Genomic DNA, 25,754 nt, shown 5'->3' on the forward strand with positions numbered 1-25,754 from the left:
GGAGAATCAGAATAATTCTCCCTTTTTCTTTTATAAAATAGGCTTGCAGAGAAAATCGTTTTGTAAATTGTAATAATAAAATATATTAAATAGAATAAAACTTATTCCATGCAAACTCAATATTCTGATGATTAAAACTTCTAAAAGTTTGTTATTAAAACAATATAAACGATTTCTAAAATTTAGAAAAAATACAATTAGGAAAGGCTTTTCATTATAGCTATTTTATGTTATAATTATCACAAATAAAAGTTTTAGGAGTTTATTATGGTTTCTTCAGAATTTATCTCAAAGATTGAATTTGCTTGCAAGAAGAAGGAAAGACTTTATAGCCAAAGCAAATTTAAGTATGCAATTCGTTCGATGTTTGCAGGTGCCTTCTTAACTTTCAGTACAGCTGCAGGTGCAGTTGGGGCTGACTTGATTAATAAAATCGCACCAGGTAGTGGACGTTTCCTCTTCCCATTTGTCTTTGCTTGGGGCTTGGCCTATATTGTTTTCTTGAATGCCGAGTTGGTAACATCAAACATGATGTTTTTGACTGCTGGTAGTTTCTTGAAAAAAATCTCTTGGAGAAAAACAGCTGAGATTTTACTTTACTGTACCTTGTTCAACCTTATTGGAGCCTTGATAGCAGGTTGGGGCTTCGCTCACTCGGCAGCCTATGCACATCTGACTCACGATAGTTTCATCTCAGGGGTTGTTGAGATGAAGTTAGGTCGTTCAAATGAATTAGTCTTGCTTGAGGCGATTTTGGCAAATATTTTCGTAAATATTGCGATTCTTTCATTTGTTTTGGTCAAAGATGGTGGTGCCAAACTTTGGCTTGTTTTGTCGGCAATTTACATGTTTGTATTCTTAACAAACGAGCACATTGCTGCGAACTTTGCTTCTTTCGCGATTGTGAAATTCAGTGTCGCTGCTGATTCAATTGCTAACTTCGGTGTTGGAAATATGCTTCGTCACTGGGGTGTAACCTTCATCGGAAACTTAATTGGTGGTGGTTTCTTGATGGGTCTTCCGTATGCCTTCCTCAATAAAAACGAAGATACTTATGTAGATTAAGAAAATGAGCACGAGTGAGTCGTGCTTTTTTCGATTTTGTAAGAAGCAATAGCCACTCCTTATATCAAAATATAGAAAAGAGGTATTAGTCAAGATAATCCTAAGGTGCTACAATATCCTTAATCAAACTATATGGAGGTCACCTTATGACTCGTGATTTTAAATTTGAAACCTTACAATTGCATGCTGGGCAAGTAGTTGATCCAGCAACTAAGTCTCGTGCAGTGCCGATTTACCAGACAACATCTTTTGTTTTTGACGATACGCAGGAAGGTGCCGATTTGTTTGCCTTGAGAAAACCAGGCAACATTTATACTCGTATTACCAACCCTACAACGGCTGCTTTTGAAGAAAGAATTGCTGCTCTTGAAGGTGGTGTTGGAGCTCTTGCAACAGCATCAGGTATGGCTGCAGTGACTTATACGATTTTGGAACTTGCCCATGCTGGTGATCATGTAGTAGCGGCATCAACTATTTACGGCGGGACCTTCAACCTCTTGAAAGAAACCCTTCCTCGTTATGGTATCACAACAACCTTTGTGGATGTGGATAATTTGGAGGAAGTGGAAGCAGCTATCAATGAAAATACCAAGCTTGTCTTGATTGAAACCTTGGGTAACCCCTTGATTAACATTCCAGATTTGGAAAAATTGGCTGAGATTGCGCATAAGCACCAGATTCCACTTGTTTCGGATAATACCTTTGCTACACCTTACTTGATTAATGTCTTTTCTCACGGTGTAGATATTGCCATTCACTCAGCGACTAAGTTTATCGGTGGGCATGGTACGACTATTGGTGGTGTCATCGTGGACAGTGGTCGTTTTGATTGGGCAGCTTCAGGGAAATTCCCTCAATTTGTTGAGGAAGATCCAAGCTATCATAACTTGAGCTATACTCGTGATGTGGGTGCTGCAGCCTTTATTATCGCTGTCCGTGTTCAATTGCTTCGTGATACAGGTGCGGCCTTGTCGCCATTTAATGCATTCTTGTTACTTCAAGGACTTGAAACCCTTTCACTTCGTGTGGAACGCCATGTGCAAAATGCTGAGAAAATTGTTGATTTTCTTGTCAACCATCCTAAGGTAGAAAAGGTAAACTATCCAAAACTTGCAGACAGTCCTTATCATGCCTTGGCTGAGAAATATTTACCAAAAGGTGTGGGTTCAATCTTTACCTTCCATGTCAAAGGTGGGGAGGCAGAAGCACGCAAGGTAATCGATAATTTGGAAATCTTCTCTGACTTAGCAAACGTAGCAGATGCCAAGTCTCTTGTTGTTCATCCAGCCACAACTACTCACGGTCAATTGTCAGAAAAAGACCTGGAAGCAGCAGGTGTCACGCCAAACCAAATCCGCTTGTCTATCGGACTTGAAAATGTAGAGGATTTGATTGAAGACTTGCGCTTGGCCTTGGAAAAAATTTAAAGTAAAAGATATAAACAGTGGGTTTCGACTCACTGTTTTTGATTTTCCCTCAGGCATGATATAATGATTAAAGAAGTCTAGAAAGAGGAACGATATGAACGAAATCAAATGTCCCAACTGTGGGGAAGTCTTTACAGTAAATGAAAGTCAGTATGCCGAACTTTTGTCCCAAGTGAGAACGGCAGAGTTTGATAAGGAACTGCACGATCGCATGAAGCAGGAACTGGCTTTGGCTGAGCAAAAGGCTATGAATGAGCAACAGTCTAAACTAGCTCAAAAAGACCAAGAAATTGCGCAATTGCAGAGTCAAATCCAAAACTTTGATACAGAGAAAGAGTTGGCCAAGAAAGAAGTTGAACAGACAAGTCATCAGGCTCTCTTGGCCAAGGACAAGGAAGTACAGGCCTTGGAAAACAAATTGGCGACCTTGCGTTTGGAGCATGAAAATCAGCTCCAAAAGACCCTTTCTGATCTAGAAAAAGAACGGGATCAGGTCAAAAACCAGCTTCTCTTGCAAGAAAAGGAAAATGAGTTATCTTTGGCTTCTGTTAAACAAAACTATGAAGCCCAGCTTAAAGCAGCCAGTGAACAAGTAGAATTTTACAAGAATTTCAAGGCTCAACAATCTACAAAAGCAATCGGGGAAAGTCTGGAACAGTATGCAGAGAGTGAGTTTAACAAGGTCCGTAGTTTCGCCTTCCCGAATGCTTACTTTGAAAAGGATAACAAGGTCTCTGCGCGTGGTTCCAAAGGGGACTTTATCTTCCGTGAGAGTGATGAAAATGGGGTCGAAATTATTTCCATCATGTTTGAGATGAAAAACGAAGCGGACGGGACAGAGAAGAAGCACAAGAATGCAGATTTTTACAAGGAATTGGACAAGGACCGTCGTGAAAAGAACTGTGAGTATGCAGTTTTGGTGACCATGCTTGAGGCTGATAATGACTACTTTAACACAGGGATTGTTGACGTCAGCCACGAGTATGAAAAGATGTATGTGGTACGTCCTCAATTTTTTATCCAGTTGATTGGACTCTTGCGAAATGCGGCTCTTAATTCTTTGAAATACAAGCAAGAGTTGGCCTTGGTTCGGGAGCAAAATATTGATATTACGCATTTTGAGGAAGACTTGGATGCCTTTAAATTAGCCTTTGCTAAGAACTACAACTCTGCTTCGACCAACTTTGGCAAAGCTATTGATGAAATCGACAAGGCCATCAAACGCATGGAAGAGGTTAAGAAATTCCTAACCACATCTGAAAACCAACTCCGTCTAGCAAACAATAAATTGGAAGATGTTTCGGTTAAAAAATTGACTCGTAAAAATCCAACTATGAAGGCTAAGTTTGAAGCTCTGAAGGAGGAGTGAGAAAGAAAGATATGAACGGTATTATCAACTTAAAAAAAGAAGCGGGGATGACCTCGCATGATGCGGTTTTTAAACTGCGTAAGATTTTGGGGACAAAGAAAATCGGACATGGTGGAACCTTGGATCCAGATGTAGTCGGTGTTTTGCCCATTGCGGTTGGTAAGGCGACGCGCATGGTCGAGTTTATGCAGGATGAAGGCAAGGTCTATGAGGGGGAAATCACTCTTGGATATTCAACGACGACCGAGGATGCTAGTGGAGAAGTGGTCGCAGAGACTCCTGTTTTGTCGCCCTTGGATGAAATCATTGTCGATGAAGCCATTGCGAATCTGACTGGGCCTATTACTCAGATTCCGCCTATGTATTCGGCTGTCAAGGTCAATGGTCGCAAGCTCTATGAGTATGCGCGTGCTGGTCAGGAAGTGGAGCGTCCAGAACGTCAGGTGACCATTTATCAATTTGATCGAACAAGTCCGATTTCTTATGATGGTCATTTGGCACGTTTTACTTTCCGTGTGAAATGTAGTAAGGGGACTTACATCCGTACCTTGTCGGTTGATTTGGGTGAAAAGCTTGGTTATGTGGCTCATATGTCTCATCTGACTCGGACTAGTGCTGCAGGGTTACAGTTAGAAGATGCCTTGACTTTGAAAGAAATTGCTGAAAGAGTTGAGGCTGGTCAACTGGACTTTCTCCATCCTCTAGAGATTGGGACAGGTGACCTTGTCAAAGTTTTTCTAAGTTCAGAAGAGGCTACAGAAGTGCGCTTTGGTCGTTTTATCGAGCTCGCCCAAACAGACCAAGAATTAGCTGCCTTTGAGGGAGATAAATTGCTAGCTATTTTAGAAAAAAGGGACAATCTCTATAAGCCAAGGAAGGTTTTTAGCTAATCTAACTGGGGTGTAGGGAGTATTGTTTCCCCTAGACTATCCAAACCAGACTATAAATTTTGTAAAAAATGTGATAGAATAGACGACGGATAAAAAAACGGAGGATAGCATGCAAAATAGACCAATCATTATCGGAGTGACAGGTGGTTCTGGTGGTGGTAAGACCAGTGTTTCAAGGGCCATTTTATCGCATTTTCCTGATGAAAAGATTTCCATGATTGAGCATGATTCATACTACAAGGATCAGTCTCATTTGACCTTTGAAGAGCGCGTCAAAACCAACTATGACCATCCTTTTGCCTTTGATACAGACTTGATGATCGAGCAAATTAAGGAATTGTTGGCAGGGCGTCCGGTGGACATTCCGACTTATGACTATACAGAGCATACACGAAGCAGTAAGACCTATCGTCAGGAGCCTCAAGATGTCTTTATCGTTGAGGGGATTTTGGTCTTGGAGGACAAGCGTCTGCGCGATTTGATGGATATCAAGATTTTTGTGGATACGGATGATGATGTGCGCATTATTCGTCGTATCAAGCGTGATATGGAGGAGCGTGGCCGTAGCCTTGATAGCATCATTGACCAGTACTTAGGTGTGGTTAAACCCATGTATCATCAGTTTATCGAGCCGACTAAGCGTTATGCGGATATCGTCATTCCTGAAGGGGTCAGCAATACAGTTGCTATCGACCTGTTGACGACCAAGATTGCAAAGATTTTGGAAGAAGCTCGAAACAGCAAATAATCAGATGAGGAGGTCTTGCCTCCTTTTTCTATTTTTCCCTCATAATGGTACATAAATGAAGATTTTTAGGCATATTTTTGGTATAATAATACCCATGAAAGAGCAAGGAAATGAATAGTAGGTGGAGATGGAAAAGTATTTATCGGTAACAACTTTGACCAAGTATCTGAAAATGAAATTCGATAAAGACCCTTACTTGGAACGGGTCTATTTAACTGGTCAAGTTTCCAACTTTCGTAAACGACCTACTCACCAATATTTCTCCCTAAAAGATGATCATGCAGTTATTCAAGCGACTATTTGGTCTGGGATTTATCAGAAATTAGGTTTCGACCTGGAAGAAGGGATGAAAATCAATGTGATTGGGCGTGTGCAGGTCTATGAGCCGAGCGGTAGTTACTCCATCATCATTGAAAAGGCTGAGCCTGATGGGGTTGGGGCGCTTGCGATTCAGTTTGAACAACTCAAGAAAAAATTGACAGAAGAAGGTCTGTTTCAAGAACGCTTCAAGCAACCTCTGCCCCAATTTTCTAAGAGAATTGGTGTGGTGACCAGTCGCAGTGGAGCTGTTATTCGAGATATTATCACGACTGTCAGCAGGCGATTTCCAGGTGTCGATATTCTTCTTTATCCAACCAAGGTTCAAGGTGAGGGTTCTGCGGAGGAAATTGCTAGAAATATTGCGCGTGCCAATCAACGTGACGATTTGGACTTGCTGATTATTGGTCGTGGTGGAGGTTCTATCGAGGATCTTTGGGCCTTTAACGAAGAAATTGTGGTACGAGCTATTTTTGAATCTCGTTTGCCAGTTATCTCTAGTGTGGGGCATGAGACGGATGTGACCTTGGCGGATTTTGTGGCAGATCGCCGCGCTGCGACACCAACGGCTGCTGCTGAACTAGCAACACCTGTGACCAAGTTGGATCTATTAGCTCATTTGCAAAATCAGGAAAAACGGATGGCAACAGCAGTCCGAAATGTCCTAGCTAAGAAACAAGAAACTTTGAAAAAATGCAGTCAGTCTGTTATCTTTAGACAGCCAGAGCGCTTGTATGATGGCTATTTACAACGTTTGGACCAACTGCAACTGCGCTTAAAACAAAGTTTGCGAACACGGATTTCTGATAACAAACAGATAGTACAAGCAAGGACCCATCAACTAATCCAATTATCACCTGTTACCAAAATTCAACGTTATCACGACCGTCTAGGACAGTTGGATAAGCTCCTACGTAGCCAAATGGCGCTGGTTTATGATTCCAAGGTTGCTGAGGTGAAAAGACTTTCAGAAGCCTTACTGATGTTGGATACCAGTCGAATCGTGGCGCGTGGTTATGCAATTGTCAAAAAAGAAGAGTCAGTTATCGATTCGGTTGAGAGTTTGAAGAAAAAAGACCAAGTGACGCTTTTGATGCGAGATGGTCAAGTAGAATTAGAGGTTAAAGATGTCAAAACAAAAGAAATTTGAGGAAAATCTAGCAGAACTGGAAACCATTGTCCAAAGTTTGGAAAATGGTGAAATTGCTCTGGAAGATGCGATTGCTGCCTTTCAAAAGGGTATGGTCTTGTCAAAAGAGCTCCAAGCGACGCTGGACAAGGCTGAAAAGACCTTGGTCAAGGTCATGCAAGAAGACGGAACAGAAAGTGATTTTGAATGAAGAAGCAAGAAAAATTAGCTCTTGTCGAGTCAGCCTTGGAAGATTTTTATGGAGACCAGCAGTTTGCCTCTAGTTTGCGAGAGTCCGTTCTCTATTCCATTCATGCTGGTGGCAAGCGTATTCGGCCTTTTCTCTTGTTAGAAGTTCTGGAAGCCTTGCATATTGCCATCAAACCTGCTCACGCTCAGGTAGCAGCGGCCTTGGAAATGATCCATACAGGGAGCTTGATTCATGATGATCTTCCAGCTATGGATGATGATGATTATCGTCGGGGGCGTTTGACCAATCATAAGAAATTTGGTGAAGCTATGGCCATTTTGGCTGGAGATGCCTTGTTCCTAGATCCCTATGCCTTGATAGCGCAGGCAGATTTGCCAAGTCAGATCAAGGTGGACTTGATTGCTAACTTATCTCTTGCTTCAGGTAGTCTGGGTATGGTGGCAGGACAAGTTTTGGATATGGAGGGCGAACACCAGCATTTGTCCTTGGAAGAACTTCAGACCATTCATGCCAATAAGACTGGAAAATTACTAGCATATCCCTTCCAAGCAGCTGCTATCATTGTTGAATTAGCTCCTGAAATGCAGGTAAAATTGAAAACTGTTGGTGAATTGATTGGGCTTGCATTTCAGGTCAGAGACGATGTACTGGATGTGACAGCTAGTTTTGAGGAAATCGGCAAGACACCACAAAAGGACTTGCAGGCAGAAAAATCAACCTATCCAGCCTTGTTGGGCTTGGAAGCGGCTGTTGCCTTTTGCAATCAAACCTTGGATCAAGCTAATGCCAAGTTAGAAGAAATCGCCCAGCAGATTCCCTTTGAAACAGCGCCGATTGTAAAAATAGTAGAAAGTTTGAGAATCAATGGCTAAGGAAAGAGTGGATGTACTAGCTTATAAACAGGGCTTGTTTGAAACGAGAGAGCAGGCCAAGCGTGGTGTCATGGCTGGTTTAGTCGTAGCAGTCCTGAATGGAGAGCGTTTTGACAAACCAGGAGAGAAAATTCCAGACGACACCGAGTTAAAACTCAAGGGTGAAAAACTCAAGTATGTTAGCCGTGGTGGCTTGAAATTGGAAAAGGCCTTGCAGGTCTTTGATTTGTCAGTTGAAGGAGCGACCACGATTGATATCGGTGCCTCTACTGGAGGTTTTACCGACGTCATGTTGCAGAATGGTGCCGAGTTGGTCTTTGCAGTTGATGTTGGTACCAATCAGTTGGCTTGGAAACTACGCCAGGACCCGCGAGTTGTCAGCATGGAGCAGTTTAATTTCCGCTATGCTGAAAAGACTGATTTCGAAAAGGAACCGAGCTTTGCCAGTATTGATGTCAGTTTCATTTCCCTCAGTTTGATTCTGCCAGCCTTGCACCGAGTCTTGTCTGATCACGGTCAGGTTGTGGCTCTAGTTAAGCCCCAGTTTGAGGCAGGACGTGAGCAAATCGGGAAAAATGGTATTATTCGAGATGCCAAGGTCCATCAGAATGTCCTTGAATCTGTCACAGCTATGGCAGTAGAGGAAGGCTTTTCAGTCCTTGGATTGGACTTTTCTCCCATCCAAGGTGGTCATGGGAATATTGAGTTTTTAGCGTATTTGAAAAAAGAAGAGTCAGCAAGTAACCAGGTTCTTGCTGATATTGAAGAAGTAGTAGAGAGGGCGCATAGTCAATTTAAAAATGAATAAAAAAGAAAGACTTGAAAAAATTAGACGATTTGTGACAGATTATCAAATCGGTACGCAAGAAGAAATTGTAGAACATTTGAAAGAAGCAGGTATCACTGCCACTCAAGCGACGGTATCACGAGATATCAAAGAACTAGGGATTGTCAAAATTCCTTTGAGAGACAACACCTATGTCTATGAATTGCCAAAATCAATCGTAAAAAGTTTGCAATTGGCTGAAGACAATATCGAATCGGCAGAATTGATGGACAAGATGATTAATCTCCAAGTTATTCCAGGAAATACGGCTTTTGTAAAAGCTCAGTTAATCGAGACTTTTGCTGATAAGATTTTTAGTTGTTTGGCTGATGATAGCTCGATTTTAGTCATTGCCAGAAGTGAAAGTCTAGCTGAGGAAATCTTTGAACAAGTAAAAAATTGGTAGGTCTATATGTTACTTGAAATTTCGATAAAAAACTTTGCCATTATTGAGGCTATTTCCCTCAATTTTGAAAAGGGAATGACTGTCCTGACTGGTGAAACGGGTGCAGGGAAGTCGATTATCATTGATGCCATGAATATGATGTTGGGAGCTCGTGCGACGACAGATGTTATTCGTCATGGTGCACCAAAGGCAGAGATTGAGGGGCTTTTCTCAGTTGAGAATAGTCGCCTTTTGCAGGAAATTTTCGATGAGCAAGGTTTAGAATTGGGTGATGAGATTATCATCCGTCGGGAAATTCTACAAAATGGTCGTAGTATCAGTCGTGTGAATGGCCAGATGGTCAATCTGTCTGTCTTGCGTGCCATTGGGCAACATCTGGTGGATATTCATGGTCAGCATGACCAAGAAGAGTTAATGCGTCCTCAACTACACATCCAGATGCTGGATGAATTTGGCGATGCAGCTTTTTGGGACTTAAAAGAAACCTATCAGACGAGTTTTGATGCCTATAGAAAAATGCGCAAGCAGGTTCTGGAAGTCAAGAAAAACCAACAGGAACACAAGGCTCGTATCGAAATGTTGGAATTTCAAATGGCAGAGATTGAGACTGCAAACTTGCAGGCTGGAGAAGACCTGGCTCTCAACCAAGAACGAGAGAAACTTCTCAACCATAAAAATATTGCGGATACACTGACTAATGCCTATAGCATGTTAGACAATGAAGAGTTCTCGAGTCTGGCCAATGTTCGTTCGGCTATGAATGACATGGAAAGTGTCGAAGAGTATGACACCGAATACCGTGAAATTTCCAGCTCTCTGTCTGAGACCTACTATGTCTTAGAAGACATTAGCAAACGTTTGGAAGCTATTATTGAGGGCCTTGATTTTGATGGCAATCGTCTTATGCAGGTTGAGAATCGTTTGGACCTTCTTCATACCATTACTCGTAAGTATGGTGGGACTGTAGACGATGTCTTGATTTACTTTGCTAAGATTACGGATGAATACAATCTCTTGACAGGCAATAACCTCTCGTCTGAGGACATGGAAACTGAGCTTAAGAAATTGGAAGTCAATCTTGTCGACTTGGCAGGTCAGCTTGCATCTGCTCGTCATGACTTGGCCCAGCAGCTTGAAGCAGAAATTAAACAAGAACTGCAAGACCTTTATATGGAAAAAGCTCAGTTTCAGGTTCGTTTTAGCAAGGGCAAATTCAGTCGCGAGGGCAATGAAACGGTTGAGTTTTACATTTCAACCAACCCTGGCGAAGACTTTAAACCCTTGGTCAAGGTTGCATCTGGTGGGGAATTATCCCGTCTCATGCTAGCTATCAAGTCTGCCTTTTCACGCAAAGAAGGTAAGACCAGCATTGTTTTTGATGAGGTGGATACGGGAGTTTCAGGTCGTGTAGCTCAGGCTATTGCGCAGAAGATTCACAAGATTGGCCAGCATGGTCAGGTTCTGGCTATTTCCCATTTGCCACAAGTGATTGCAATTGCGGATTATCAATTCTTTATTGAGAAGATTAGCAATGAGCATTCAACGGTTTCGACTGTTCGTCTCTTGACGGTTGAAGAGCGAGTGGAGGAAGTTGCCAAGATGTTGGCAGGTGATGATGTGACGGAAGCAGCCCTGACGCAAGCCAGAGAATTGTTGAGAAACAAGGAGAAATAAGATGACAGACTATTATGTAATTGGAGATGTTCACGGAAAAGCTGGGATGCTAGAAGACCTTCTCAAAACTTGGGATGGTCAAACCCAGTTACTCTTTCTAGGCGATTTGATTGACCGCGGTGAGGATAGTCGCCGTGTCCTTGAAATGGTTAAGGACTTAGTGGACAATCAAGGGGCTATCTGTTTGTCAGGAAACCACGAGTATATGTTTTTGACTTGGCTCGATGACCCAGAAGAAAGTTATGACCACTATCGTCGCAATGGTGGAGATACAACCATTAACTCTATCCTAGGTCGTCCCTTGGATGCTCCTGTTGACGGAGTAGAAGATGCCAAACGGGTTGCTACTGAAGCGGCAGATTTGGTTGAATTTATTCGTCAAATGCCATTTGTGGTAGAGACAGACAAGTATATCTTTGTTCACGCAGGTATTGATTTAACTTTGGATGATTGGCATGAAACAACAGATTATAAGAAAGTCTGGCTTAGAAAGCCATTCCATGAAGCCGAAAATCATACTGGAAAAATCATTGTCTTCGGACATACACCGGTTTATGGTTTATTGAAGCAAGAGCGTGGTACAGCTGAGCTTTGGACTACAGAAGACGGTAAGATTGGCATGGATGGAGGAGCTGTCTATGGTGGTGTCCTTCATGGGATTGTCTTTGCAGACCAAGGAATGACAGAACACCACTTTATCGAAAATGACGGCTTTGTCGCTGAAGATTAGTACTCCTAGCAGGGTATAGTCTTGTCAAAATGTCAAAAACAATTTATAATAAATAGATACCCTGAAAGGAAGAGAATCATGAACTTAGAAGAATTGAAAAAACGACAGGAGAAGATTCGTAACTTCTCTATTATCGCCCATATTGACCATGGAAAGTCGACTCTAGCAGACCGCATTTTGGAAAAGACGGAGACGGTTTCAAGCCGTGAAATGCAGGCCCAGCTTTTGGATAGCATGGATTTAGAGCGAGAACGTGGAATTACCATTAAACTCAACGCTATTGAGCTGAATTACACTGCAAAAGATGGGGAAACTTATATTTTCCATTTGATTGACACACCAGGACACGTAGACTTCACCTATGAAGTTTCACGTTCGCTCGCTGCCTGTGAGGGGGCTATTTTGGTGGTCGATGCTGCCCAAGGGATTGAGGCTCAAACCCTTGCTAACGTTTATCTGGCCTTGGACAATGATTTGGAAATCATGCCAGTCATTAACAAGATTGATCTGCCAGCTGCAGATCCTGAGCGCGTGCGTACAGAGATTGAGGATGTCATTGGTTTGGATGCTAGTGAAGCAGTATTGGCATCTGCCAAAGCTGGTATCGGTATCGAAGAAATCCTTGAGCAAATCGTAGAAAAAGTTCCAGCTCCAACGGGTGATGTGACGGCGCCACTTAAGGCTTTGATTTTCGACTCTGTTTACGATGCTTACCGTGGGGTTATCCTCCAAGTTCGTGTTATGGACGGAGTTGTTAAACCTGGCGATAAGATTCAGCTCATGAGCAATGGCAAGACTTTTGATGTTACTGAGGTAGGTATTTTTACACCCAAAGCAGTTGGTCGTGATTTCCTTGCGACTGGTGATGTTGGTTATATTGCGGCTTCTATCAAGACGGTTCAGGACACTCGTGTCGGTGATACCGTTACCTTGGCGACCAATCCTGCGGAAGAGCCATTACATGGCTACAAGCAGATGAATCCGATGGTCTTTGCGGGTCTCTACCCAATTGAATCTAATAAGTACAATGATCTTCGTGAAGCCCTTGAAAAATTGCAACTGAATGATGCCAGCTTGCAGTTTGAACCAGAAACATCTCAGGCACTTGGATTTGGTTTCCGTTGTGGTTTCCTTGGACTTCTCCATATGGATGTTATCCAAGAACGTTTAGAGCGCGAGTTCAATATCGACCTCATCATGACCGCTCCATCCGTTATCTATAAGGTTAACTTGACCGACGGTGAGTCTATGGATGTGTCTAATCCATCTGAGTTCCCAGACCCGACCAAGATTGCGACTATTGAAGAGCCTTATGTTAAAGCTCAAATCATGGTACCGCAGGAGTTTGTCGGAGCAGTAATGGAATTGGCTCAGCGCAAGCGTGGGGACTTTGTGACTATGGACTATATCGATGATAACCGTGTCAATGTCATCTATCAAATACCACTCGCTGAAATCGTCTTTGACTTCTTTGATAAACTTAAGTCTTCGACTCGTGGTTATGCAAGCTTTGACTACGAATTGTCAGAGTACCGCCCATCTAAGCTAGTCAAAATGGATATCCTTCTCAATGGAGACAAGGTGGATGCCCTCAGCTTTATCGTTCATAAGGATTTTGCTTACGAACGTGGGAAACTCATCGTTGATAAGCTCAAGAAAATCATCCCTCGTCAACAATTTGAGGTGCCGATTCAAGTAGCAATTGGACACAAGATTGTGGCGCGTACAGATATCAAGGCCCTTCGTAAGAACGTACTTGCTAAGTGTTACGGTGGTGACGTTTCTCGTAAGCGTAAACTCCTTGAAAAACAAAAAGCTGGTAAGAAACGCATGAAAGCCATCGGATCTGTAGAAGTCCCACAAGAAGCCTTCCTCAGTGTCTTGAGTATGGATGAAGAATAAGTTATCATAATTGCTTTTCCTTATTCATAGGAAATTTATATAAGAATCAATAGTAAAGCAGACTTAAATGGTCTGCTTTTTTAGTTTCTAGAACAGAAAAAATGTTTGGTGTGTTTGTTTAAGTGTTTGTTTTTATAAGTCAAACTATAAAAACAACAAAAATATAAAAAAAGAGACAAAAAAGAACAGAAAATCATTGACAACGATTTCATATAGTGTTATACTTATAGCATAAAGTTAATGGAAAGAAGGGAAAACCTTATGGGATTAGATCATTTCTTTGACAAAAACCTTGTGTTTTGCTTAGAAGCGGATAATCAAGAACATCTCTTTGATCAGGTTGCAACTTTATTGGAAGAACGAGAAATCGTGACTCCAACCTATCGTGAAGCCTTGATCACGCGTGAAAAGTCATTTCCAACTGGCTTAGATATGGAATTTTTGGGTAAGGATTTGCCGAATGTGGCTATTCCTCACACAGATACGATTCATAATCTTGCCGAAAAAGTTGTGGTCGTTCGTCTAGACAAACCTGTGACTTTCCATAATATGATTGCGCCAGATAAGGAAGTAGAAGTATCCTTGCTCTTCTTTATCATTAATAACTCAAGTTCAAGTCAAACTAACATTCTTGCTCAGTTGATGGACTTCTTTACAGGAAATGGCCATTTGGAAGATTTGGCTAAAATTTCTGAACCAGAAGCTCTCTATACTTATATCTCTGAAGCAACCGCTTAATCTTGTCTATTAAAAATATTAAATCGGAGGAAATCCATATGATTAAAATTCTTGCTGCCTGCGGTGCAGGTGTTAACTCAAGTCACCAAATTAAAAGTGCTCTTGAAGAAGAACTTTCAAATCGTGGTTTTGATGTTCACTGTGATGCGGTAATGGTTAAAGACGTTAACGAAGACCTTATCAAAGGTTATGACATTTTTACACCAATTGCTGCTACAGACCTTGGTTTTGACCCAGGTATTCCAGTTATTGAAGCTGGACCAATCTTATTCCGTATCCCAGCTATGAGTGCTCCAGTATTTGACAATATTGAAGCAGCTATTAAAGAACACGGATTAAGCTAATTTTAATTTGTTAACATTCATATAACACAAAAAGGGAGGAACTGTTATGGATGCAATCTTTGGTCTAATCAAAGACTTTTTCACACCTATCTTAGATATGGGTGGACCTGTCATCATGTTAATCATTTTGACAGTATTGGCTTTACTTTTTGGAGTGAAATTCTCCAAAGCGCTTGAAGGTGGTATCAAACTTGCCATCGCTCTTACTGGTATCGGTGCTATCATCGGTATGCTAAATGGTGCTTTCTCAGCATCACTTGCAAAATTCGTTGAAAACACAGGTATCCAATTGAGTATCACTGACGTTGGTTGGGCACCACTTGCAACAATCACTTGGGGATCTGCTTGGACACTTTACTTCTTGCTCATCATGTTGATTGTCAACGTAGTGATGCTTGCTATGAAGAAAACTGATACACTTGACGTTGATATCTTCGATATCTGGCACTTGTCTATCACAGGTCTTTTGATTAAATGGTATGCAGACAACAACGGTGTGAGCCAAGGGGTTTCACTATTGATTGCTACAGCAGCTATTGTACTTGTTGGGGTTCTTAAAATCATCAACTCTGACTTGATGAAACCTACATTTGATGACCTGCTTAACGCTCCAAGTTCATCACCAATGACTTCAACTCACATGAACTACATGATGAACCCAGTTATCATGGTTTTGGATAAGATTTTTGAAAAATTCTTCCCAGGTCTTGATAAATATGACTTTGACGCTGCTAAATTGAATAAGAAAATCGGTTTCTGGGGATCTAAATTCTTCATCGGTTTCATTCTTGGTATTGTTATCGGTATTATGGGAACTCCACATCCAATTGAAGGTGTTGCAGATGCAGATAAATGGCGTCTAGTTATCAAAGGTTGGTTGTCTCTTGGTTTGACAGCTGGTGTATCTTTGGAACTCTTCTCACTTATTGGTTCATGGTTCATCGCTGCCGTAGAACCACTTTCACAAGGTATTACAAACGTTGCTACTAAACGTCTTCAAGGACGTAAATTCAACATCGGTCTTGACTGGCCTTTCATCGCTGGTCGTGCTGAAATCTGGGCTTGTGCTAACGTACTTGCACCAATCATGTTGGTTGAAGCAGTGCTTCTTTCAAAAGTCGGAAATGGTATCTTGCCACTTGCAGGTATCATCGCTATGGGTGTTACTCCAGCTCTCTTGGTTGTAACACGTGGTAAATTGCTCCGTATGATTATCTTCGGAACACTCTTGTTGCCACTCTTCCTTCTTTCAGGTACACTTATCGCGCCATTTGCAACAGAACTTGCTAAAGGTGTAGGTGCCTTCCCAGCAGGTGTGAGTCAAACTCAATTGATTACTCACTCAACTCTTGAAGGACCAATCGAAAAACTTCTTGGTTGGACAATTGGTAACACTACAACAGGTGATATCAAAGCAATCCTTGGTGCTGTAGTCTTCCTTGTATTCTATATCGGTATCTTTGCATGGTACAGAAAACAAATGATCAAACGTAACGAAGAGTACGCAGCAAAAGCAAAATAATGCGCTCCTATAAAATGTAAATTGTTAAAGCTAGGTTGTCGACATCCATTAGGAGTGACAGCCTAGTTTTTTATAAACTATCAAGAAATCGGAGAAAATAATGGTAATTGAATTAAAATCAGAACAACTAAGAGTTCAATTTAACAGTTTTGGTGGAGCTCTTTCTTCTATAAAAGATGCTGAAGATCTTGAGTATTTGTGGCAAGGAGATGCTACTTATTGGAGTGGACAAGCTCCTGTTCTCTTCCCTATTTGTGGTTCTTTAAGAGAGGATACAGCTTTCTATATAGATGAGAAAGGGCAAGAAAGCAAAGGAAAGATTCCTCGTCATGGTTTGGTTCGTAAGAAAGAATTTGAATTAGTCGAACAAACAGACAAGAGTGTAACTTTTGCAATTGAAGACGATGAGAATAGCTATCAAAACTACCCATATCATTTCCGCCTAGAAATCACTTATATCCTTACTGGTAAGACAGTACGGACTCAATACAAGATTTTCAATAAAGAAACTAGCAAGGTCATGCCTTACTTTATTGGTGGGCATCCAGGCTTTAATTGTCCTCTACTTGATGATGAAGTCTATGAAGATTACTATTTAGAGTTTGAGAAAGAAGAGACTTGCTCTGTTCCACGCCCTTTCCCAGAAACAGGTATGTTGGATTTCCAAGATAGAAGTCCATGGTTAGAAGGTCAAAAAGAATTAGACCTCAGCTATGATCTTTTCAGTACTGATGCAGTTACCTTAGATGAATTGCAATCTAGAACAATTGCCCTTCGTTCTCGTAAACATGATAAAGGGTTGAAAGTACACTTTGCAGAGTTTCCAAACCTCATTATCTGGTCAACCTTGAATAAAGGTCCGTTCATTGCTTTTGAACCATGGTCTGGCTTGTCAACATCCCTTGAAGAAGGAGATCATATCGAAGATAAGAAGAATGTTCGTCTCCTAGAACCTGGTCAAGTGGATCAAATTGGTTTTGATATCGAAATTTTTTAGTTAAAAACACAAAAACAAACATTAACTGTTGACTTTTTCAGGAAATAGGAGTATATTATGTTTGTAAGCAACAAATGATGTTTGTAACAAACAAAAAATCGCTTGTTATATTCTCTTTCGTGGAGGAGGATTATTTCTAGGAAACTGATTTCCTAAACTTGAATAAGGTGTAAGTCATCTCATTCAATCCAATTTGTCAATAAACTGCTAGAAAGCTTTTTGTAGATGAACTGCTAACTATAAAAGGTTTTACTAGCCTAGAAAAATAAAAAGGAGTATACAATATGTCTATTGTTATCGGTGCAGATGCTGCAGGTTTGAGATTGAAAGAAGTTGTGAAAGACTTCTTGGAAAAAGAAAACTTCCACGTTGTGGATGTTACAGCTGAAGGTCAAGACTTTGTTGATGTGACTCTTGCTGTTGCTGCAGAAGTAAACAAAGAAGAACAAAACCTTGGTATTGTGATTGATGCTTATGGTGCTGGTCCTTTCATGGTTGCAACTAAAATCAAAGGAATGGTTGCTGCAGAAGTATCTGACGAACGTTCAGCTTATATGACTCGTGGCCACAACAACTCACGTATGATCACTATGGGTGCACAACTTGTTGGTGATGAATTGGCTAAAAACATTGCTAAAGGATTTGTTAACGGTAAATACGATGGTGGACGTCACCAAATTCGTGTTGATATGTTGAACAAAATGTGCTAATTAGATTACAGTAAGAAAGGTAAGTTAAAAATGAGAATTGCAATTGGATGTGACCACATCGTAACAGATGAAAAAATGGCGGTTTCAGAATTTTTGAAATCAAAAGGATATGAAGTCATTGACTTTGGTACCTATGACCACACACGTACTCACTACCCAATCTTTGGTAAAAAAGTTGGTGAAGCTGTAACTAGCGGTCAAGCTGATCTTGGGGTATGTATCTGTGGTACTGGAGTTGGTATCAACAATGCTGTAAATAAAGTTCCAGGTGTTCGTTCTGCCTTGGTTCGTGATATGACAACAGCTCTTTATGCTAAAGAACAATTGAACGCTAACGTTATCGGTTTTGGTGGTAAAATTACTGGTGAATTGCTTATGTGTGATATCATCGAAGCTTTCATCCATGCTGAATACAAACCAACTGAAGAAAACAAAAAATTGATTGCGAAAATTGAACACGTTGAAAGTCACAATGCTCAACAAACAGACGCAAACTTCTTCACTGAATTCCTTGAAAAATGGGATCGCGGAGAATACCACGACTAAGAGGTGACCTATGATTTTAACAGTCACAATGAACCCATCCATCGATATCTCCTATCCCTTGGATGAGTTGAAGATTGATACTGTCAATCGTGTGGTGGATGTAACCAAAACAGCTGGTGGTAAAGGACTAAATGTTACTCGAGTACTTTCAGAATTTGGCGATTCTGTTCTTGCTACTGGTTTAGTGGGTGGCAAACTTGGTGAGTTTTTGGTTGAACATATCGATGATCAAGTAAAGAAAGATTTCTTCTCAATTCAGGGAGAAACTCGGAACTGTATTGCTATTCTCCACGGAGACAACCAAACAGAAGTTCTTGAAAAAGGTCCTGTAGTATTGGAACAGGAAGGTCAAGACTTTTTGGAACATTTCAAAAATCTCCTAGAGTCAGTTGAAGTAGTAGCTATCTCAGGTAGTCTGCCAGCTGGTCTTCCAGTTGATTACTATGCTCAACTTGTGAAAATTGCAAATGATGCTGGCAAACCTGTAGTCTTGGACTGCTCAGGTGCAGCTCTTCAGGCTGTTCTTGAATCATCACACAAACCAACAGTCATCAAACCAAATAATGAGGAATTATCTCAGCTTCTAGGAAGAGAAGTTTCCGAGGATTTGGATGAATTAAAAGAAGTTCTCCAAGAACCTTTGTTTGCAGGGATTGAATGGATTATCGTTTCACTTGGTGCCAACGGTGCCTTTGCCAAACATGGGGATACTTTCTACAAGGTGGATATTCCTAGAATTCAAGTGGTTAACCCTGTCGGATCTGGAGATTCTACTGTGGCAGGGATTTCTTCAGGACTACTTCATAAAGAATCGGATGCAGAACTTCTCATCAAGGCAAATGTCCTTGGTATGCTCAATGCTCAAGAAAAAATGACTGGTCATGTCAACATGGCTAACTATCAAGCTCTATATGATCAATTAATAGTAAAAGAGGTATAAAATGGCTTTAACAGAACAAAAACGTGCACGCTTAGAAAAACTTTCTGATGAAAATGGTATCATCTCAGCTCTTGCATTTGACCAACGTGGTGCTTTGAAACGCCTCATGGCTCAACACCAAACAGAAGAACCAACTGTGGCTCAAATGGAAGAACTCAAAGTTTTGGTAGCAGATGAATTGACTAAATACGCTTCATCTATGCTTCTTGACCCAGAATATGGACTTCCAGCAACTAAAGCTCTTGATGAAAAAGCAGGTCTTCTCCTTGCTTATGAAAAAACAGGTTATGACACAACAAGTACAAAACGTTTGCCAGACTGCTTGGATGTTTGGTCTGCAAAACGTATTAAAGAAGAAGGTGCAGATGCAGTTAAATTCTTGCTTTACTATGATGTAGATAGCTCAGACGAACTCAACCAAGAAAAACAAGCTTACATCGAACGTATCGGTTCTGAGTGTGTGGCTGAAGATATCCCATTCTTCCTTGAAATCCTTGCTTACGATGAAAAAATTGCGGACGCAGGTTCTGTAGAATACGCGAAAGTAAAACCACACAAAGTTATTGGTGCTATGAAAGTCTTCTCAGACCCACGCTTTAACATTGATGTCTTGAAAGTAGAAGTTCCTGTTAACATTAAATATGTTGAAGGCTTCGCTGAGGGTGAAGTGGTTTACACACGTGAAGAAGCAGCAGCCTTCTTCAAAGCACAGGATGAAGCAACAAACTTGCCATACATCTACTTGAGTGCTGGTGTATCAGCTAAACTTTTCCAAGATACTCTTGTATTTGCTCATGAATCAGGTGCAAACTTTAACGGAGTTCTTTGTGGCCGTGCTACATGGGCTGGATCAGTTGAAGCTTACATCAAAGATGGTGAAGCAGCAGCTCGCGAATGGCTTCGCACAACTGGATTTGAAAACATTGACGAGCTCAACAAAGTTCTTCAAACAACAGCGACTTCATGGAAAGAACGCGTGTAGCACTCAAATTGTGAAAAAAACTTCAGTCTAGGGATAAGAAATATCTCTAGACTTTTTTGATGACGTAAAAATAACCTTGAGCTAGTTATCCTCAAGGTTAGATAAAATATAGAAGGCGGAATACAAGTTAATCGTGATATTCTCCACGCTCCCACTTGGCATTCTCTTCATCGAAGATATGATCATTGGCAGCTACATCTGGGCTCACTTCAGATAGTTTATCAATTTTCGAAATCAATTCCTCTTTTTCAGGACTTGGTTTGTATTTGGTATTGATAAATTCATCTACAATGTTGTTAATGAAATTGATACCTAGGATTGCACCACCGAAAGCAACAATATTAGCATTGAGATTTTCACGAGCGGAACGAGCAGTCGCAACATCTCCGACAAGTACAACTCGAGTTCCAGGAACTTTATCAGCAGATACAGCAATTCCAACACCTGTACCGCAAAGGGCAACTCCAAAGTCAGCCCGTCCATTGACGACCTCCTCTGCAATTAAGCGACCATAAATAGGATAGTGAGTACGGACGAAATCATAAGTACCAACATCAATGATTTCATGACCTTGTTCTTTTAGGTGTTTTGAAATCTTCATCTTCACATCTGTTACAATGTGATCACAACCGAGAGCAATTTTCATGGGAATACCTCCTAGCAGAGCTTGTTCAGCATATCAATTCGAACTTGGTGACGACCAGCATCATAGTTGTGCTCAAGAAAGGATTTGACTATTTCAACTGTTAAAATATCACCTGTAATTCCAGAACCAATTGTAATGATTGGAGTAGAATTGTGTCGAATAGTCATCATGGCAGAGTGTTCATCGGAAACAGCGGCGCAGATAATACCTTTAAACTTATTAGCAGGCATAAAAGAATGTCCAAACTTGTCAAAAAGAATAGCACGAGCTTGCTTATATTTTCTAAACTCTGTAATAGCATTGACAGTAGAATCAACGAAATCCGCAGAACCTTGTGTAGAGTTGAGGTCAATTACTTCATAACCAGAATGAAGCAGATAGTGTTTGACGGTTTCTTTCAGTTGGAAACCATCTTGGTCAGTAGCTAAAATAACTTTCATAAGAACCTTCTTTCTTTAGCTATCCAAAAGCATGCAATGAAATATCATTGTTGACGATATAGAAGATATATTATATCTTCAAATATAGTATAGTCCTTGTAAAATTATTTGTCAAGGATTTATAAAAACTAGTTGAAGAATTTTTTCTTCAGCTAGTTTTGGCATTTATTGATCCAATTTCTGATATCGGTTAAATCATAGTTAATCTCAGATTGATGGGCTACCTGGCTGAGTGTAATAGAAGTCAGGGTTGCAACTAAAGTATTTTCAATAATATCAAGAGAGTTGGTTACGACGCATCTTTTAGCCTTTTTACTTTCCTTGTTGCCTAAGAATTTTTTTAGAAGATTTTGACTTTCAAAGATTCGATTTTTTCCTTCTATAGCTACAAATACATCGTAAAAAGTGATTTGGCTGAGGGGTTTAGAAAGAGCAACGCCTCCATTTTTCCCTCTAACGGATTTAACCAATCCTTCGTTGTCTAATAGTTTTATAATTTTTTTCAAATAAGAATCTGAAACTTCTAGCCGTTCACTCAAGGAAATTGTATTGATATATTTTCCTTCAGGGAGCTGATCTAACATGAGTAAGACATAGACTGACTGTTCCCAACCTGATGACAATCGCATGTTTGTACCTCCATATAAAAAGATAATCATTATCCACAATTACCAGTATAGTCTTTTTTTGTTTTTTTCTCAATACATAGGAGTTTAAAAAAATAATCTTGGAATTTTTTGATAAATCTCTTGACATTCATTTTTAAAAGAGTAGAATAAAAGACAAAAAATATCATCAATATCTTTTGAAAGAAGGCGAAATAAATGAAACGAGGTTCAAATTTTATTTTTTTGATTTCTATATTACTTACCACACTTTTTATGGGGTCGTCTTTTCCAACTGGGAAATATCTTATAGTAGTTGAAAAGACTCCTCCATTATTACTTGGGGGTGTTCGATTTATTATTGCTGGGTTAGTGATGTTAGTATTATCGTTTTTATTTTGCAAGGGAGGGACTATCATTCCTAAAAGTCAAGGTAGCAAGATAAAGGGGTTTATATTGGTTGTGACTATCGGGCTCTTACAGACAGCTGGAACCATGGGATTTCTTAATCTTGCCCTAGCTCATGATGTGTCATCATCGATGTCTTCCATTATCTTATTTACGAATCCTCTTTGGTTAGCTTTCTTAGCACATTTTTTGTTAAAAGATACATTGACTATTCAGAAGATAAGTGCCTTAATATTAGGTGTGGCTGGAGTTGTTACTTGTATTGGACTAGATGTATCTGCGTTTAGTTTAGGTGCTTTATTTGCTTTACTTGGTTCATTTTGTTGGTCAATCAATACAGTTGTCACCAAGAAAATTCCTTTTGATAACGGTCCATGGATATTTACAGCTTGGCAATTGTTATTAGGTGGGGTATTCCTTTACTTATTCTCAATACCTGTGCATGAAAGTTATAACTTTCTAAATTTAGGATTTTGGGGCTGGGTTTGGTTTATATGGTTAATTATTCCTGCGTCTGCTGGTTCGTTTGGACTGTGGTTTTATAGTCTAGGACAAAGGGGAGCAACAGTAGCTAGCAGTTTCTTGTTTTTAGTTCCAGTATTTTCAACTATCTTTTCTATTATGGGCTTACATGAGCCGTTTACATTGAATTTGGTTCTTGGGGGTTCGATGGTTGTGTTAGCATTGGTATTAGTAAACTGGAAAGTCAAGGGAGAAGAGGAGTAGTCTATGGAAGTTGGAAATGATATTGTTATTCAAAATGGAACACAATGGAGTTTTGGTAATGGTGTAGCTCAACATTTTGATGAGCATGTTAGACAATCTATTCCTTTATATGATGAAGGACATAACCTTGTTTGTCATCTAAGCGATTTTTTTATTCGTGACCATTCCTTATGTTATGAGCTAGGCTCCGCAACGGGTAATCTGATTGGTAAATTATACCAGCGTCACAAATCTAAAAAAGAAGTTCGTTTTATCGGGATAGAAGAAATTCCAGAAATGAATCAGGTGGCACAATCAAAATTTCCTGAGCTTGAATTTATAACAAGCTCCGTGGAGGAAGCCAGGTTAGAACCCAGCGATTTAATTATTAGCTATTATTTCCTTCAGTTTATTCTCCCAGACAAGAGAATAAAGATTTTATCAAAAATATATGAATCTTTAGTTGAAGGTGGAGCGTTTATTCTATTTGAGAAAGAAATCATGACAGATCCGAAGGTAAATAAGTTGATAGTTTCCAATTATATTAAATTCAAGCAAGAACATGGATTTAGTCCAGAAGAAATTCTATCTAAGCAATTGAGCTTGGAGGGAGTTATGATTAACCATACTCACGCTGAAAATAAAGAAATGTTAAAGAGTGCTGGATTTCATCATGTAGAAACGATAATGAGATATGGAGAGTTCAATGGATACATTTGTTTTAAATGAAGATAATCACAAGAAATGGGAAGAATTACATGCCCAATCATCAAAAACAGAGACACGCTTAGTTCCTAATGATGCAGTTCAAAAGATTTTTTCTTTGAGAAATCAAATCGTTACTCAAAACGATGAGTGTAGGGTATTAGAAGTTGGTTGTGGTTTTGGAAGGAATCTTTACTATTTAATTGAAAATCATTATGCGGATACTTATTGTGGTGTAGATTTAACAAAAGAGGCTGCTGATAGTGCAAAACGATTATTGACTAAGTCATTTCCACAATTTAATTGTCATATAACACAGACAGATGTAGGTAAAGGTTTAGATTTTCCTGACAACCATTTCGATTCTATATTTGATATAATGTCTGCGATTACATTTATAGTGGATGAAAAAGATAGACAGAACTATTTTTCAGAGGTAAAAAGGATGTTGAAAACAGGAGGAATGTATTATTTTTATTGTCCACGGAAAGATGGAATTTTCCGAGACGCAATTCCTGATAATTCTTTACTAGAAAAAGGTTATATACGTAGAAAACTAGATTCAATGTTAGAAAGAGTTTATACAGAAAGTGAGTTAATTGAATTATTGGCTCCTATGCGTCTTGTAAAATTAGAAATCGGTTCAAAACATACTAGAGCTTTTGGTGATGAGTTGTTTATTAGGAATAATGGATTTTGGTTTGGAGCTTTCAAAAAAATATAGAGTTATTAGTACACTTGTTTTTGAATTGAGATGAAATTTTCTGCGCTATAAACACTTGTTTTCTAATTTTGTTTACGGTTTTATTTTTTGATAAAAATATGCTTAAATAAAGTAAAAAAAGTTATTCGTAAGGGTTTACAAAATAACTTACTTGTGCTATACTTAAATCACAAGTTAATACAAGGTGAGTGTTACTAAGTAATATTAGGCATGATCACAGGTGAATTAGAAATCGGCTGATTTTCTGGTTCATTTGTGGTCATTTTTTGTACTCATATACCTTTAAGATATAAAAGGAGGTTGACATGTATCGAATTCTAAATCCAATGAATCACAATGTCTCGCTGGTCAGAAATGATAAAGGAGAAGAGGTGATTGTAATTGGTAAGGGGATTGCATTTGGAAAGAAGAAGGGAGATTTGATTGCTGAACAGCAGGTTGAGAAAATCTTTCGGATGAAGACCGAAGAGTCCAGAGAAAACTTTATGGCTCTTCTAAAAGATGTTCCGCTTGATTTTATCACAGTGACCTATGAGATTATTGATAAGCTTTCAAAGAAATATCATTATCCGATTCAAGAATATCTTTACGTAACGTTGACAGACCATGTTTACTGTTCTTATCAAGCTCTAGCACAAGGAAGGTACAAGGATAGCAATCTGCCAGATATTTCCACTAAGTATCCAGTCGCTTTTCAAATCGCAAATGAAGCTTTTGAAATTTACCGTCAGAAGCTAGCGAATCATTTTCCTGAGGACGAAATTATTCGGATTGCTTATCATTTCATTAATGCCGAAGGCGAGAATGAAGTGGAACTTGTGGAGTCGATTGATAAGAGGAAAGAAATTCTCAGGAATGTTGAAGAAGTGCTAAAGGGTTATGCAATTCAACGAACCAAAGAGAATAATCATTTCTATGATCGTTTTATGATTCATTTGAATTATTTCTTGGATTATTTGGATAGATCTAGAGATGATAACCAATCTCTTCTTGATATGGAAGATCATATTAAACAATCCTATCCAAAAGCCTTCGAGATTGGTTCCAAGATCTATGATGTGATTACGCAACATACGGGTCTTGATTTGTATAAGAGTGAACGAGTTTATCTAGTTCTACATATCCAACGTTTATTGTCATAAAAATTTAATTAAAAATACATAAGGAGAATTCTA

General features: G+C 39.7%; 28 protein-coding genes. 25 read left to right on the forward strand and 3 right to left on the reverse strand.

Translation table 11 applies throughout. The features are described from left to right. Nucleotides 1–267 precede the first annotated feature (267 nt). The 21 genes from SK642_RS04465 to lacD all read left to right on the forward strand — a co-directional run bounded on the left by SK642_RS04465 (nt 268) and on the right by lacD (nt 20,346). Complete coding sequence (locus tag SK642_RS04465) at nt 268–1,065, forward strand: formate/nitrite transporter family protein (RefSeq protein WP_033683538.1); 798 nt, start codon at nt 268–270, stop codon at nt 1,063–1,065. 146 nt (nt 1,066–1,211) lie between these two features. After that, nucleotides 1,212–2,492: an O-acetylhomoserine aminocarboxypropyltransferase/cysteine synthase family protein gene (locus SK642_RS04470; RefSeq protein ID WP_033683539.1), complete on the forward strand. Its 1,281-nt coding sequence runs from the start codon at nt 1,212–1,214 to the stop codon at nt 2,490–2,492. 94 nt (nt 2,493–2,586) lie between these two features. Further along, a complete protein-coding gene (locus tag SK642_RS04475) occupies nt 2,587–3,861 on the forward strand; it encodes a DUF2130 domain-containing protein (RefSeq protein ID WP_033683540.1) in 1,275 nt (424 codons plus the stop codon). Between the two features lie 11 nt (nt 3,862–3,872). Then, a complete protein-coding gene (truB, locus tag SK642_RS04480; RefSeq protein WP_033683541.1) occupies nt 3,873–4,751 on the forward strand; it encodes a tRNA pseudouridine(55) synthase TruB in 879 nt (292 codons plus the stop codon). A 109-nt stretch (nt 4,752–4,860) separates the two neighbouring features. After that, nucleotides 4,861–5,499, forward strand: a complete 639-nt coding sequence (gene udk, locus SK642_RS04485) for a uridine kinase (protein ID WP_033683542.1) — start codon at nt 4,861–4,863, stop codon at nt 5,497–5,499. A 127-nt stretch (nt 5,500–5,626) separates the two neighbouring features. After that, the gene (gene xseA / locus SK642_RS04490) at nt 5,627–6,967 is read left to right on the forward strand and encodes an exodeoxyribonuclease VII large subunit (RefSeq protein WP_033683543.1); all 1,341 of its coding nucleotides are present in this window, start codon (nt 5,627–5,629) and stop codon (nt 6,965–6,967) included. Then, nucleotides 6,945–7,157 (forward strand): exodeoxyribonuclease VII small subunit, encoded by a 213-nt coding sequence (locus SK642_RS04495; protein WP_000043226.1) that lies wholly within the window; start codon nt 6,945–6,947, stop codon nt 7,155–7,157. Before xseA ends, SK642_RS04495 begins: the two co-directional genes overlap by 23 nt. Beyond that, entirely contained in the window at nt 7,154–8,029 is an 876-nt protein-coding gene (locus tag SK642_RS04500) for a polyprenyl synthetase family protein (protein ID WP_033683544.1), read from the forward strand. Before SK642_RS04495 ends, SK642_RS04500 begins: the two co-directional genes overlap by 4 nt. Further along, nucleotides 8,022–8,837, forward strand: coding sequence for a TlyA family RNA methyltransferase (locus tag SK642_RS04505; RefSeq protein WP_033683545.1), 816 nt, complete (start codon nt 8,022–8,024; stop codon nt 8,835–8,837). The genes SK642_RS04500 and SK642_RS04505 overlap by 8 nt, the downstream gene beginning before the upstream one ends. Further along, a complete protein-coding gene (locus SK642_RS04510) occupies nt 8,830–9,261 on the forward strand; it encodes an arginine repressor (RefSeq protein ID WP_020900686.1) in 432 nt (143 codons plus the stop codon). Before SK642_RS04505 ends, SK642_RS04510 begins: the two co-directional genes overlap by 8 nt. Before the next feature lie 6 nt (nt 9,262–9,267). Continuing rightward, nucleotides 9,268–10,935: a DNA repair protein RecN gene (recN, locus tag SK642_RS04515; RefSeq protein WP_033683546.1), complete on the forward strand. Its 1,668-nt coding sequence runs from the start codon at nt 9,268–9,270 to the stop codon at nt 10,933–10,935. A gap of 1 nt (nt 10,936) precedes the next feature. Beyond that, the gene (locus SK642_RS04520; RefSeq protein WP_033683547.1) at nt 10,937–11,665 is read left to right on the forward strand and encodes a metallophosphoesterase family protein; all 729 of its coding nucleotides are present in this window, start codon (nt 10,937–10,939) and stop codon (nt 11,663–11,665) included. A 78-nt stretch (nt 11,666–11,743) separates the two neighbouring features. Next, on the forward strand, nt 11,744–13,567 hold the full coding sequence (lepA, locus tag SK642_RS04525; RefSeq protein WP_033683548.1) for a translation elongation factor 4: 1,824 nt from the start codon (nt 11,744–11,746) through the stop codon (nt 13,565–13,567). A gap of 261 nt (nt 13,568–13,828) precedes the next feature. Beyond that, nucleotides 13,829–14,305 carry a PTS sugar transporter subunit IIA gene (locus tag SK642_RS04530; protein WP_033683549.1) on the forward strand — a complete coding sequence of 159 codons (477 nt, stop codon included), beginning with the start codon at nt 13,829–13,831 and terminating at the stop codon, nt 14,303–14,305. A 38-nt stretch (nt 14,306–14,343) separates the two neighbouring features. Continuing rightward, nucleotides 14,344–14,649: a PTS sugar transporter subunit IIB gene (locus SK642_RS04535; RefSeq protein WP_000590547.1), complete on the forward strand. Its 306-nt coding sequence runs from the start codon at nt 14,344–14,346 to the stop codon at nt 14,647–14,649. A 46-nt stretch (nt 14,650–14,695) separates the two neighbouring features. Next, entirely contained in the window at nt 14,696–16,171 is a 1,476-nt protein-coding gene (locus tag SK642_RS04540; RefSeq protein ID WP_033683550.1) for a PTS galactitol transporter subunit IIC, read from the forward strand. A gap of 100 nt (nt 16,172–16,271) precedes the next feature. Further along, complete coding sequence (locus SK642_RS10010; RefSeq protein WP_080708934.1) at nt 16,272–17,168, forward strand: aldose 1-epimerase family protein; 897 nt, start codon at nt 16,272–16,274, stop codon at nt 17,166–17,168. A 284-nt stretch (nt 17,169–17,452) separates the two neighbouring features. Then, nucleotides 17,453–17,878 (forward strand): galactose-6-phosphate isomerase subunit LacA, encoded by a 426-nt coding sequence (gene lacA, locus SK642_RS04550; protein ID WP_000029277.1) that lies wholly within the window; start codon nt 17,453–17,455, stop codon nt 17,876–17,878. Nucleotides 17,879–17,908: 30 nt separating this feature from the next. Continuing rightward, nucleotides 17,909–18,424 carry a galactose-6-phosphate isomerase subunit LacB gene (gene lacB, locus SK642_RS04555; protein ID WP_001216918.1) on the forward strand — a complete coding sequence of 172 codons (516 nt, stop codon included), beginning with the start codon at nt 17,909–17,911 and terminating at the stop codon, nt 18,422–18,424. A gap of 10 nt (nt 18,425–18,434) precedes the next feature. Continuing rightward, on the forward strand, nt 18,435–19,364 hold the full coding sequence (locus SK642_RS04560) for a tagatose-6-phosphate kinase (protein ID WP_033683551.1): 930 nt from the start codon (nt 18,435–18,437) through the stop codon (nt 19,362–19,364). A gap of 1 nt (nt 19,365) precedes the next feature. Continuing rightward, nucleotides 19,366–20,346 (forward strand): tagatose-bisphosphate aldolase, encoded by a 981-nt coding sequence (lacD, locus tag SK642_RS04565; protein WP_001229114.1) that lies wholly within the window; start codon nt 19,366–19,368, stop codon nt 20,344–20,346. A 127-nt stretch (nt 20,347–20,473) separates the two neighbouring features. On the opposite strand, the gene lacB (SK642_RS04570) is transcribed toward lacD, so the two are convergent. The 3 genes from lacB (SK642_RS04570) to SK642_RS04580 all read right to left on the reverse strand — a co-directional run bounded on the left by lacB (SK642_RS04570) (nt 20,474) and on the right by SK642_RS04580 (nt 22,061). Continuing rightward, nucleotides 20,474–20,992 carry a galactose-6-phosphate isomerase subunit LacB gene (gene lacB, locus SK642_RS04570; protein WP_033683552.1) on the reverse strand — a complete coding sequence of 173 codons (519 nt, stop codon included), beginning with the start codon at nt 20,990–20,992 and terminating at the stop codon, nt 20,474–20,476. An 11-nt stretch (nt 20,993–21,003) separates the two neighbouring features. After that, the gene (gene lacA / locus SK642_RS04575) at nt 21,004–21,432 is read right to left on the reverse strand and encodes a galactose-6-phosphate isomerase subunit LacA (protein ID WP_033683553.1); all 429 of its coding nucleotides are present in this window, start codon (nt 21,430–21,432) and stop codon (nt 21,004–21,006) included. A 152-nt stretch (nt 21,433–21,584) separates the two neighbouring features. Beyond that, complete coding sequence (locus SK642_RS04580; RefSeq protein WP_033683554.1) at nt 21,585–22,061, reverse strand: RrF2 family transcriptional regulator; 477 nt, start codon at nt 22,059–22,061, stop codon at nt 21,585–21,587. Between the two features lie 195 nt (nt 22,062–22,256). Between SK642_RS04580 and SK642_RS04585 the strand changes: the two genes are divergently transcribed. From SK642_RS04585 to SK642_RS04600, 4 genes are all read left to right on the forward strand, one after another. Next, the gene (locus SK642_RS04585; protein ID WP_033683556.1) at nt 22,257–23,171 is read left to right on the forward strand and encodes a DMT family transporter; all 915 of its coding nucleotides are present in this window, start codon (nt 22,257–22,259) and stop codon (nt 23,169–23,171) included. 3 nt (nt 23,172–23,174) lie between these two features. Next, complete coding sequence (locus tag SK642_RS10015; protein WP_033683557.1) at nt 23,175–23,879, forward strand: methyltransferase domain-containing protein; 705 nt, start codon at nt 23,175–23,177, stop codon at nt 23,877–23,879. Then, nucleotides 23,857–24,579, forward strand: a complete 723-nt coding sequence (locus SK642_RS04595; RefSeq protein WP_033683558.1) for a class I SAM-dependent methyltransferase — start codon at nt 23,857–23,859, stop codon at nt 24,577–24,579. The genes SK642_RS10015 and SK642_RS04595 overlap by 23 nt, the downstream gene beginning before the upstream one ends. A gap of 305 nt (nt 24,580–24,884) precedes the next feature. Continuing rightward, nucleotides 24,885–25,721, forward strand: coding sequence for a PRD domain-containing protein (locus SK642_RS04600; RefSeq protein WP_033683559.1), 837 nt, complete (start codon nt 24,885–24,887; stop codon nt 25,719–25,721). Nucleotides 25,722–25,754: the final 33 nt, after the last annotated feature.

The sequence above is a fragment of the Streptococcus mitis genome (genome assembly GCF_000722705.1).
Taxonomy (GTDB): domain Bacteria; phylum Bacillota; class Bacilli; order Lactobacillales; family Streptococcaceae; genus Streptococcus; species Streptococcus mitis_P.

What these genes read in the sequence shown, in the direction of transcription:
- SK642_RS04505 (WP_033683545.1), top strand. Translation starts at nt 8,022, where the DNA reads ATGGCTAAGGAAAGAGTGGATGTACTAGCTTATAAACAGGGCTTGTTT.
- lacA (WP_000029277.1), top strand. Translation starts at nt 17,453, where the DNA reads ATGTCTATTGTTATCGGTGCAGATGCTGCAGGTTTGAGATTGAAAGAA.
- lacB (WP_001216918.1), top strand. Translation starts at nt 17,909, where the DNA reads ATGAGAATTGCAATTGGATGTGACCACATCGTAACAGATGAAAAAATG.
- truB (WP_033683541.1), top strand. Translation starts at nt 3,873, where the DNA reads ATGAACGGTATTATCAACTTAAAAAAAGAAGCGGGGATGACCTCGCAT.
- SK642_RS10015 (WP_033683557.1), top strand. Translation starts at nt 23,175, where the DNA reads ATGGAAGTTGGAAATGATATTGTTATTCAAAATGGAACACAATGGAGT.
- lacA (WP_033683553.1), bottom strand. Translation starts at nt 21,432, where the DNA reads ATGAAAGTTATTTTAGCTACTGACCAAGATGGTTTCCAACTGAAAGAA.
- SK642_RS04540 (WP_033683550.1), top strand. Translation starts at nt 14,696, where the DNA reads ATGGATGCAATCTTTGGTCTAATCAAAGACTTTTTCACACCTATCTTA.
- SK642_RS04595 (WP_033683558.1), top strand. Translation starts at nt 23,857, where the DNA reads ATGGATACATTTGTTTTAAATGAAGATAATCACAAGAAATGGGAAGAA.
- SK642_RS04465 (WP_033683538.1), top strand. Translation starts at nt 268, where the DNA reads ATGGTTTCTTCAGAATTTATCTCAAAGATTGAATTTGCTTGCAAGAAG.
- SK642_RS04470 (WP_033683539.1), top strand. Translation starts at nt 1,212, where the DNA reads ATGACTCGTGATTTTAAATTTGAAACCTTACAATTGCATGCTGGGCAA.
- SK642_RS04475 (WP_033683540.1), top strand. Translation starts at nt 2,587, where the DNA reads ATGAACGAAATCAAATGTCCCAACTGTGGGGAAGTCTTTACAGTAAAT.
- xseA (WP_033683543.1), top strand. Translation starts at nt 5,627, where the DNA reads ATGGAAAAGTATTTATCGGTAACAACTTTGACCAAGTATCTGAAAATG.
- SK642_RS04510 (WP_020900686.1), top strand. Translation starts at nt 8,830, where the DNA reads ATGAATAAAAAAGAAAGACTTGAAAAAATTAGACGATTTGTGACAGAT.
- SK642_RS04530 (WP_033683549.1), top strand. Translation starts at nt 13,829, where the DNA reads ATGGGATTAGATCATTTCTTTGACAAAAACCTTGTGTTTTGCTTAGAA.
- lacD (WP_001229114.1), top strand. Translation starts at nt 19,366, where the DNA reads ATGGCTTTAACAGAACAAAAACGTGCACGCTTAGAAAAACTTTCTGAT.
- SK642_RS04580 (WP_033683554.1), bottom strand. Translation starts at nt 22,061, where the DNA reads ATGCGATTGTCATCAGGTTGGGAACAGTCAGTCTATGTCTTACTCATG.
- SK642_RS04495 (WP_000043226.1), top strand. Translation starts at nt 6,945, where the DNA reads ATGTCAAAACAAAAGAAATTTGAGGAAAATCTAGCAGAACTGGAAACC.
- lacB (WP_033683552.1), bottom strand. Translation starts at nt 20,992, where the DNA reads ATGAAAATTGCTCTCGGTTGTGATCACATTGTAACAGATGTGAAGATG.
- SK642_RS10010 (WP_080708934.1), top strand. Translation starts at nt 16,272, where the DNA reads ATGGTAATTGAATTAAAATCAGAACAACTAAGAGTTCAATTTAACAGT.
- udk (WP_033683542.1), top strand. Translation starts at nt 4,861, where the DNA reads ATGCAAAATAGACCAATCATTATCGGAGTGACAGGTGGTTCTGGTGGT.
- SK642_RS04600 (WP_033683559.1), top strand. Translation starts at nt 24,885, where the DNA reads ATGTATCGAATTCTAAATCCAATGAATCACAATGTCTCGCTGGTCAGA.
- SK642_RS04585 (WP_033683556.1), top strand. Translation starts at nt 22,257, where the DNA reads ATGAAACGAGGTTCAAATTTTATTTTTTTGATTTCTATATTACTTACC.
- SK642_RS04535 (WP_000590547.1), top strand. Translation starts at nt 14,344, where the DNA reads ATGATTAAAATTCTTGCTGCCTGCGGTGCAGGTGTTAACTCAAGTCAC.
- recN (WP_033683546.1), top strand. Translation starts at nt 9,268, where the DNA reads ATGTTACTTGAAATTTCGATAAAAAACTTTGCCATTATTGAGGCTATT.
- SK642_RS04500 (WP_033683544.1), top strand. Translation starts at nt 7,154, where the DNA reads ATGAAGAAGCAAGAAAAATTAGCTCTTGTCGAGTCAGCCTTGGAAGAT.
- lepA (WP_033683548.1), top strand. Translation starts at nt 11,744, where the DNA reads ATGAACTTAGAAGAATTGAAAAAACGACAGGAGAAGATTCGTAACTTC.
- SK642_RS04520 (WP_033683547.1), top strand. Translation starts at nt 10,937, where the DNA reads ATGACAGACTATTATGTAATTGGAGATGTTCACGGAAAAGCTGGGATG.
- SK642_RS04560 (WP_033683551.1), top strand. Translation starts at nt 18,435, where the DNA reads ATGATTTTAACAGTCACAATGAACCCATCCATCGATATCTCCTATCCC.